This window comes from Saccharospirillum sp., from assembly GCF_040881935.1.
Lineage (GTDB): Bacteria > Pseudomonadota > Gammaproteobacteria > Pseudomonadales > Natronospirillaceae > Saccharospirillum.
In genome coordinates, this window is record NZ_JBBECH010000082.1 from 40,954 (window position 1) to 49,554 (window position 8,601).

Genomic DNA, 8,601 nt, shown 5'->3' on the forward strand with positions numbered 1-8,601 from the left:
GGCTCAAAATGTGAACAATACCAGTTGACCATTAGGTCAGGTGGTGGAAAAGGGATCGGGCCGGGCTTGTGTCGGTGCTAGTGCGCCAGTACCATTGCCGATTTAGACGGTAGTAGACCCAGTCCAGCGTCCGGAATGACTCGTGTCAGCCGAGGCGATCGAATCAAGAGCACAGCCGGAGACGTTAGTTTCATGATCACAGGCAGTATTGTCGCCATGGTTACACCGATGCACCCAGACGGTGCCGTCGATTGGACCAGCCTTGAGCAGCTCATCGAATTCCACATTGACAATGGCACCGCTGCCATTGGTGCCGTCGGCACAACGGGTGAAGCTTCTACGCTCGATATGAAAGAGCACGAGGAAGTGATTCGGTTTACCGTGGATAAATGCGCCGGTCGCATTCCGGTTGTCGCCGGAACCGGCGGGAACTCTACGCGTGAGGCCATGCATCTCACCCGTGCCGCCAAGGCCGCCGGGGCCGATGCGGCCCTGCTGGTAACGCCTTACTACAACAAGCCGACGCAGGAAGGCTTGTATCAGCATTATTGTTACATTGCTGAAAACGTCGATATCCCCCAGATTCTATACAATGTCCCAGGTCGAACGGCGTGCGATATGTTGCCAGAGACGACACTTCGCCTGGCGGAAGTGCACAACATTGTGGGCATTAAAGAAGCCACCGGTGATTTGGAGCGTGCCCGGTTTCTGATAGATAACGCACCCGAAGGTTTCGCCATATACAGCGGCGATGACGCCACCGCCATGGAACTGATGCTGATGGGCGGCCATGGCGATATCTCGGTGACCGCCAATGTGTCTCCCAAAGCCATGTCGAGCCTGTGTGCGGCGGCGATGGCCGGTGACCGGGAACTGGCTACCCGCCTGAACGACCTGTTAATGCCTTTGCACACCAATCTGTTTGTGGAGGCCAACCCGATTCCGGTGAAGTGGGCCCTGAATCTAATGGGATTGATACCGGCCGGGATACGCCTGCCACTGACACCCCTCTCAGAGCCCATGCACGACATCGTTCGCAAGGCACTGATGGAATCGGGTGTTGTCTGACGTGAGACTTCCTCTGGTTCTACTGAGCGCTACATTGGTGCTGGCCGCTTGCGGTCAGCGCGAGATTAACGTCGACTACACCCCCGGAGCCGAGGCAACCTCAGACTGGTATCCGATACCGGTTGAGCAACCCCGAACGGTCACCAGCGCCGACCGGGCAGTTGATCGGCCCCCGGTCACTATTGACGACTCCCTGTTTGCACGCAGCGCCACCAGCGAATTGACCATTACGGACACGACCGACAGTTTCGGCAACCTGTCGCTGCAGGTGAATCGTAGCGCCAGCCTGACCTGGGAGTTACTGGAAGGTGCCGTAGCACAACTGGGCTGGCCAGTGGCCGACCGTAACCGCAGCCAGTACCGGATGGAGCTGGAAGATGCCGATGTCGCCAGCCGGAATCTGTTCGGACGCATTGGCGCTTTTTTCAGTGGCGAGCGGCAGACGGTCTATTTGATGCTGGTTCCCAGAGTCAGCGGCACCGATATTGCCGCCGAGTACCCTGATGATCTGGTGCTCAGTGCCGAAGAAAACCGTCGACTGATGGGCGAGCTGCGAGCTGTCCTGCTCGAGGGTCGGACACCAACCAGCAGTGGCCAAACGTCTGTTCAGGAGTAACGGCGATGCGCTTTACCTCCCTGGGCAGTGGCAGTAAAGGTAACGCCACCGTGATCCAGGCAGGCACGACAACGGTACTGGTCGACTGTGGCTTTGGCTTGAAGGAAGCCGAAACCCGCTTGCAAGCCCGGGGCATCGATCCGGCGCAATTGTCTGCAATCATGGTGACGCACGAGCACGGAGATCACCTGCGCGGTGCGCCAATGCTCAGCCGCAAACACGGTGTGCCGGTCTATGCGACGCCGGGCACAGCCCGCTCGTTCAAAACACCTGTCCCGCTGTTTAAGCCCATCAACGTTCACCAGCGGTTTTGCATTGGCGATATCGAAATTGAACCGGTGACGGTGCCACACGATGCGCGCGAGCCGGTGCAGTTTGTTTTTAACTATCAACAATTCTGCATGGGTGTGCTGACCGATCTTGGCAGTATTACGCCGCTGGTCACGCGCAGCTATCAACGTTGCCAGGCTTTGCTGCTAGAATGCAATCACGACCCCGATATGTTGGCAAATGGGCCTTACCCGGCCAGTTTGAAACGGCGGGTCGGGGGTGACTGGGGGCATCTGAGCAATCAGCAGGCCGCTCAGTTGCTGTCCAGTATTGAATTAAACGGCTTGCAGCATCTGATGATTTCGCACATCAGTGAACACAACAATCACCCTGATCTGGCCATGGCAGCATTGGCGCCTGTGCTGCAAAACAATGCGGCACTGCAAGTCCATACCCTGACTCAGGATGAAGGGTGTCCCTGGATTCCCCTACAACCCGCCTAACTGACGAGGCCAAGCAATGAAAAAAACGGGTGAGCTCTACGCCGGCAAGGCAAAAACCGTTTATACCACCGACGATCCCACCCTGTTGGTGCTGGAATTTCGCAACGACACCTCGGCGTTCGACGGTGAAAAAATGGAGCAACTGGAGCGCAAGGGCCAGGTTAACAACCAGTTCAATGCGTTCATCATGAAAGCACTGCAATCGGCGGGTATTGCCACCCATTTTGTCGACCAGCTCTCAATCAATGAAAGCCTGGTACGCAACCTCGACATGATTCCGGTAGAGTGTGTGGTGCGTAATCGTGCGGCGGGCAGTCTGGTGCGTCGACTGGGTGTGACCGAAGGTCAGGAGCTAACCCCGGCGGTGTTTGAGTTCTTTCTGAAGAACGATGCCCTGCACGACCCAATGATCAACGAGTCGCACATCGCCACCTTTGGTTGGGCGAGTGAACAGGAAGTGGCGGCCATGAAGGCGCTAACCCTGCAGGTCAACAAGGTGTTAACCAAACTGTTTGCCGATGGCGGACTGGTTTTGATCGACTACAAACTTGAATTTGGCCGCTTTCAGGGCGACATTGTACTGGGCGACGAGTTCTCACCGGATGGTTGCCGCTTGTGGGATGCCCGCACCGGCGAAAAAATGGATAAAGACCGGTTCCGGCAGAACCTGGGTAATGTTATCGAAAGCTATGAAGAGGTCGGGCGCCGTATTGGCATTGAATTTCAGTCTTGAGCTAGGCTGTTTTTAAGTTTAAGTTTCGGAGTCTGGGTTATCTGCGTTGTCTGGAGTCCATGCCAGGCGCCGGGTGTACCTATCCGGGGTCGGCGTGAACCCGTCCATGGGGCCTAGACCGCAACATCCATGTTGCGGACTCCCCCGGATAGGCACACCCGGCACCTGGCACTTTGTCAGTTGCAAACGTCAGATTTGACAATTTAAGAGTAATCAGTTGTTGGTGCAGACTCTGTCTGTGAAACGTTCACATGAGGAATCACTATGAAAATTTGGATGGCCACTGCCGCTGCGGCTACTGTTTTGTTTGCGCCCCTGGCGTCTGCCAAGGTACTTATCGATATTGATGGTGGGTTGGGGTATAGCTTTAACTCGTTGAATGAAGGGTCCTTGGCGAATGACGAAATTGACCTGAAGGGTGACCAGAGTTCAGATCCAATTGGTTTGAATCAGGATGCCGAAAACGGTCTCTATGCCTGGACCAAAATCTCTGTTCCTATTTTTCCGGATGTGGGCCTGAAATATCAAAACCTCTATAGTGAAGGTACTAACTTCATTACTGATGAGGTTACCTATGGTGGTGAGAGCCAAACCTATACGGAAGAAGTTAATTCCGAATTTGACTTGAGCTATTTCGACTTGTCGTTGACCTATGGTATTCCACTACCGTTAGCCTCTGTTGATTTTGGTCTTAACTTCCGGTCGTTGATTGGCGGTTTCAGTGCTGAAGGACAAACTTCAGGCCAGTCTCTTGACACGGCTTTTGAGGTCAATGGTACCCCAATCATCGTGCCAATGTTGTATCTGGGCGGTCACTTTGACATTCCCGTGGCCGATGTTCGTCTGGGGGGGGAACTAAAAACCCTGCCTATCGGCGACACCAACATCACCGACCTGGAAGTAAAAGGCACCTGGTTTGCGCCACTACCAACCAACGTGCTTGTTAAACTCGGTATTGAAGCAGGTTACCGCAACTATGGCCTGACCATTGGTGACTCGACTCTGGGCGCAGACACATCTGAATATGCATCAGAAGTGAACTACTCCGGCTTCTTCGCCGGTGCGGCGATGAGCTTCTGATCGCGTGTTGCCAGCACCTGTGTAAAGGGTGTTAGATCGTAAAAAGCCTCCTTTGGGAGGCTTTTTTGCTTTGTGGCGCTAGGATGTAAAGCACAGTGAAACAAAGGTGAGACCTTTATGAAACCCGTGCTGGCTGCAGCCGATGTAGCCAAAGTTGAACAGGCCTGGGTTGCGCAGCAGTCCGGTGACGATGGCACTTGGCCTCTGATGGCGGCGGCAGGTGAGGCGGTAGCACAGCGAGTAATGGCTCTGAAACCCCGTGGCGCTATCTGGGTGTTGGCGGGCAAAGGCAATAACGGGGGCGACGGCTACGTTGCCGCCTGGCATTTGCAGCAGGCCGGGTTTGAGGTGTGTCTGGTCGCTCCACTCGGGCCATCCCGCCCCGGCTCGGATGCTGATCGTGCGCGGCGGCAGTGGCTCAAGGTCGGTTCAGAGCAAGCGAGATTGCCCAGTGGTGAACCCGCTGTGGTCGTCGATGCGCTGCTGGGCTCGGGCCAGAGAGGGCCCCTTAAAGAGCCCCTGGCCGCCCTGGTGGCCACTGTAAACGATTTCGCCGCCAGTCGTCTGGCCGTCGATGTGCCGACTGGCCTGAATGCCGATACCGGAGTGGTGGACGAGGCTGTTTTTCAGGCCAGCGAAACCCTGAGTTTTATTGCCTTTAAACCCGGGTTGCTAACCGGCGACGGCCCTGGTTGTGTGGGCCGCCTGGCACTGGAAACCTTGGGCGTAGAGGCGGCAGTTCTGGCGCAAAGTCTGAACCTGGCTGTACATTGGCATCTGGCAACCGCGCCAGCCTGGCCGGAGCGAGTCGCCAATGGCCACAAAGGGCACTTTGGGCAGGTTCGAATTGTGGCTGGCTCTCCAGGCATGGGTGGGGCCGGGCTGTTGGCGGCCCGGGCCGCCCTGGCAGCGGGGGCTGGTAAGGTGTTTTGGCATACGTCACCGGGCAATGCGCAAGCGGTTCTGATGGCACAGCCAGAGCTAATGACAGCAAATCCCGACGTTTCTGGCCTTCCAGAAGCGGCCGTTGTCGTACTGGGGCCGGGCTTGGGGCGCGAGCAGGAGGTGCGGGCGCGGTGTGAATTACTGACCCGACAACAGCCACGGGGTGTTCTCGATGCCGACGGCCTGGTCTGGCTGGCCGAGAACCCAACAACCCTGCCAGGCTGGGTTCTGACGCCACATCCTGGTGAAGCGGGTGTTTTGCTGGGTATCTCTACCGCCGCAGTGCAGGCAGACCGCTGCGCTGCCGCATTGGCGCTCAGTCAGCGTTATCAGGCGGTGGTGGTATTGAAGGGTGCGGGCAGTCTTATCGCCGACCAGGGGCAGCTCTGGTTCAGTCACCCGGGCACCGTGGCCATGGCGACGCCGGGCATGGGCGATACCCTGGCGGGCTGGATTGGCGGGCTCATGGCCCAGGGCTTTTCGTCACGTCAGGCAGCGCTGTCAGCCACCTGGTGGCATGCGGCGCTGGCGGCCCGGCTGGCCAGGCATCAGCGCATCGTGTTGGCGACTGATCTGCTACCGCTTATTCAGGCGGCTCGGCTGACCACTCCTGTCCCAGATCATTAACGCACTGGTTGAGCAGTCTTGTGCGCCGTTCTGAAAGTGTTTCACCGTGGATTATTGAAGTGACACATTTTGTGAGCAAACTTTGCGCATCGGCTGGTTGAGTCTATGCTGGCAACGAAAGGCGTGATCAGCGTCGAACACGCGAATTGAACAGTGAGAACATTGTGAGTTGGATCATTATACCCGAGAGACCAATGCTGTCTGCCGTGGTGTGGGTGGCTATCGCCATGATATTGGGCTCTGTGGCCCGTGCGTCTGTGGTGCGCCTGTTGAACACCCTTACTGGCTCCGTTCGACTGCTATTGCGCGCTCAGGCCAAAGCCTTTGTCGATGCCGCAGACCAGTTGGATCGTCGTAACCAGGCGGTGTTGTTGGAAATAGGTCAGCAGCGCCTGGAGCGTCGGCTGGACCGGGAGTTTCATCAGGTGTGGCAACTGATCGATCGGGACCTGGCGCAGTTTCCCCATTGGCAACGGCAGATCAGTGAACACATCAGCCAACTGGAAGAAGATTATCACAAGACGGCGGAGACCCCACCGCCAGCCCCGGACTGGCTGGATTCGATGGCCGCTGTGGTGCGCCTGAAAGAATCGCAAAATGGTAATCCTGCGTTCTCGAATGTACTTAAGCACCTTGAGTCCGACCTTAATCGTCAGCATGAGCAGGCCCTGCACAGTTATCGCAAAAGCATGAGCCACCGGCATCGCCTGTTGCATGGCATGATGCCGCAGTGGCGTAAGCTCAGCCATGCGATTGAACGGGTACGGACGGGCATTCGCAGTTTGCTGCACATGGGTCGTGACATCGACCGCCATATGGAGCAATACCAGGGCTTGTTGACAGGTGGGGATCAGCCCCGCCGGGCACTGCAGGTGTCACTGTTCGTAGAAGGTATTCTTTCTGCCGTGTTGGTGCTGTTGTGGCTTGGTGTCGCCTGGTTGAGCTTTAATCTGATGAGTGCACCGTTGCAGACGATGATGGCACCGGGTGAGCCACTTGCTGGTATGGCTATGGCCGACTGGGCTGGTTTGATGCTGCTCGGGGTGAGCATAGCCATGGGTTGGGTTCTGATGGAATTGCTGCGTATTACCCGTGTGTTCGACGGACTTTATGGTCTTGATGCCCCGGTCAGGCGCCGCCTGGTCTGGGTTCTGGTTGGCCTGTTGGTTTTGTCGGCGCTGGCTCAGGCCGGTCTGGTGTATTTGCATCAGCGGGCGGGGTTGCCGACGACCGAGCTTGAGCGGCTGATACAATACCCGGTGATTGTGTATGAAGCACCGCTGTTGGATCAGGGGCTGGTATTGGGTGCCCGTATGGTGCTCGCTTTCGTACTGCCCCTTATCCTTATTTTTTTTGCGGTTCCCTTTGAGCGCTTGTTGCACAGTCTTCGCATATCCCTGGTAGTGGTTATCGGTTTTGCGTTGCGGTTTTTGGCCTGGGTGCTCCGCTTGGCATCGGGTTGGTTGTGGTATGTAAACCGAGCTTTGCAGGCGGTATACGACGTCTTCATTAGTCTGCCACTGTGGGTTGCATTGCGCGTTAAACCTCGGGCTGAAAAACCGACGGAACAGCTAGATACTGCAGCTGAGATGCACCGGCCGGTGTAGTCATGGTAGGCTGGCCCGGCACAATATTTTGCGTCGGCTGGCCTGACGCTCCGGTCAATTACCGGTAAACGCTGTGGTGTCTGATACAGTGGCCGGTTAGACTTGAATCAGTCTTTCGATGGTGTCCGTGAGAAGGTTTCGGGTGCGTCCCGAGCCGGTGATGATCAACGTTGCGCTATCCGGGTAGTAGATATTCGATTAGCAAACCCAAACGTTGATATCGGACAGACGCCGAAAGAAATCACGGGAAGGGCAGGTCCCGCCCTGGCAATACATAGTGAGCTGGGTTGAACCCGATGCTCAAGACATAAAGGCAGGCATATAAATGCATTTGAAAAAAAGTTTGTTGGCCGGTGCGATTGCGCTGGGTTTTGTAGGATCCGTTATGGCAGAAGAGTTGAACACCGATGAGCAGAAAGCCTCTTATGGCATCGGTTTTGGCTTTGCATCAAACCTGATGCAGCAAACTCAGGGTCTGGAGCTTGATACTGAAGCACTGATTGCGGGTATCGAAGCCGCCATGGGCGGTTCTGAGACAGCACTGGATCAGGCTGAAATCAACGCCGCTATTCAGGCGTTGCAAGAAAAGCAGCAGGCCGCTATGGCTGAGCTCCAGGAGCAACAGCAAGGTCAGGTCGCGGAAAGCAAAGCGGCCGGTATCGCTTTTCTGGCAGAGAACGCTGAGCGCGACGGTGTAGCCGTGACCGATTCTGGGCTGCAGTATGAAGTGATGTCCTCAACTGACGATGGAGCATCACCAACTGCTGAAGACACTGTCCGTGTCCACTATCATGGCACGCTGATCGACGGTACGGTTTTCGACAGCTCGGTTGACCGTGGCGAACCTATCGAATTTCCGCTTAGCGGTGTGATCGCAGGCTGGACCGAAGGTGTGCAGCTGATGACTGAAGGCGACAAGTACAAGTTTTACATTCCAGCTGAACTGGCTTATGGCGACGCCAGCCCAAGCCCGACCATCCCGGCTGGCTCTGTGCTGATGTTCGAAGTCGAGTTGCTGGAAGTACTGTAGTATTTTGAAGGTACTCCGAAACCCCTGTCTGCGAGAGTCTCGCAGGTGAGGGTTTAAGGCACAAAAAAAGGCGTACCCTTGGGTACGCCTTTTTTGTTGTGTGGCTCCTCGAGCAGGACTCG

General features: G+C 56.2%; 8 protein-coding genes and 1 tRNA gene (1 of these 9 only partly in view). 8 read left to right on the forward strand and 1 reads right to left on the reverse strand.

What is annotated here, in order from left to right; genetic code table 11:
• Positions 1-192: 192 nt before the first annotated feature.
• From dapA to WEB54_RS15295, 8 genes are all read left to right on the forward strand, one after another.
• The gene (gene dapA / locus WEB54_RS15260; protein ID WP_368053323.1) at positions 193-1,068 is read left to right on the forward strand and encodes a 4-hydroxy-tetrahydrodipicolinate synthase; all 876 of its coding nucleotides are present in this window, start codon (positions 193-195) and stop codon (positions 1,066-1,068) included.
• A complete protein-coding gene (locus WEB54_RS15265; protein WP_368053321.1) occupies positions 1,061-1,684 on the forward strand; it encodes a hypothetical protein in 624 nt (207 codons plus the stop codon). Before dapA ends, WEB54_RS15265 begins: the two co-directional genes overlap by 8 nt.
• A gap of 5 nt (positions 1,685-1,689) precedes the next feature.
• The gene (locus WEB54_RS15270) at positions 1,690-2,457 is read left to right on the forward strand and encodes an MBL fold metallo-hydrolase (protein WP_368056579.1); all 768 of its coding nucleotides are present in this window, start codon (positions 1,690-1,692) and stop codon (positions 2,455-2,457) included.
• A gap of 16 nt (positions 2,458-2,473) precedes the next feature.
• Entirely contained in the window at positions 2,474-3,190 is a 717-nt protein-coding gene (gene purC, locus WEB54_RS15275) for a phosphoribosylaminoimidazolesuccinocarboxamide synthase (RefSeq protein WP_368056581.1), read from the forward strand.
• 264 nt (positions 3,191-3,454) lie between these two features.
• Positions 3,455-4,270 carry a hypothetical protein gene (locus tag WEB54_RS15280; protein ID WP_368056582.1) on the forward strand — a complete coding sequence of 272 codons (816 nt, stop codon included), beginning with the start codon at positions 3,455-3,457 and terminating at the stop codon, positions 4,268-4,270.
• Positions 4,271-4,387: 117 nt separating this feature from the next.
• Complete coding sequence (locus WEB54_RS15285) at positions 4,388-5,842, forward strand: NAD(P)H-hydrate dehydratase (RefSeq protein WP_368055504.1); 1,455 nt, start codon at positions 4,388-4,390, stop codon at positions 5,840-5,842.
• A gap of 194 nt (positions 5,843-6,036) precedes the next feature.
• The gene (locus WEB54_RS15290) at positions 6,037-7,449 is read left to right on the forward strand and encodes a hypothetical protein (protein WP_368055502.1); all 1,413 of its coding nucleotides are present in this window, start codon (positions 6,037-6,039) and stop codon (positions 7,447-7,449) included.
• A 385-nt stretch (positions 7,450-7,834) separates the two neighbouring features.
• Positions 7,835-8,479: an FKBP-type peptidyl-prolyl cis-trans isomerase gene (locus WEB54_RS15295; RefSeq protein WP_368055508.1), complete on the forward strand. Its 645-nt coding sequence runs from the start codon at positions 7,835-7,837 to the stop codon at positions 8,477-8,479.
• A 101-nt stretch (positions 8,480-8,580) separates the two neighbouring features.
• On the opposite strand, the gene WEB54_RS15300 is transcribed toward WEB54_RS15295, so the two are convergent.
• Positions 8,581-8,601: transfer RNA gene (locus WEB54_RS15300), tRNA-Asn, on the reverse strand (it continues 155 nt past the right edge of the window).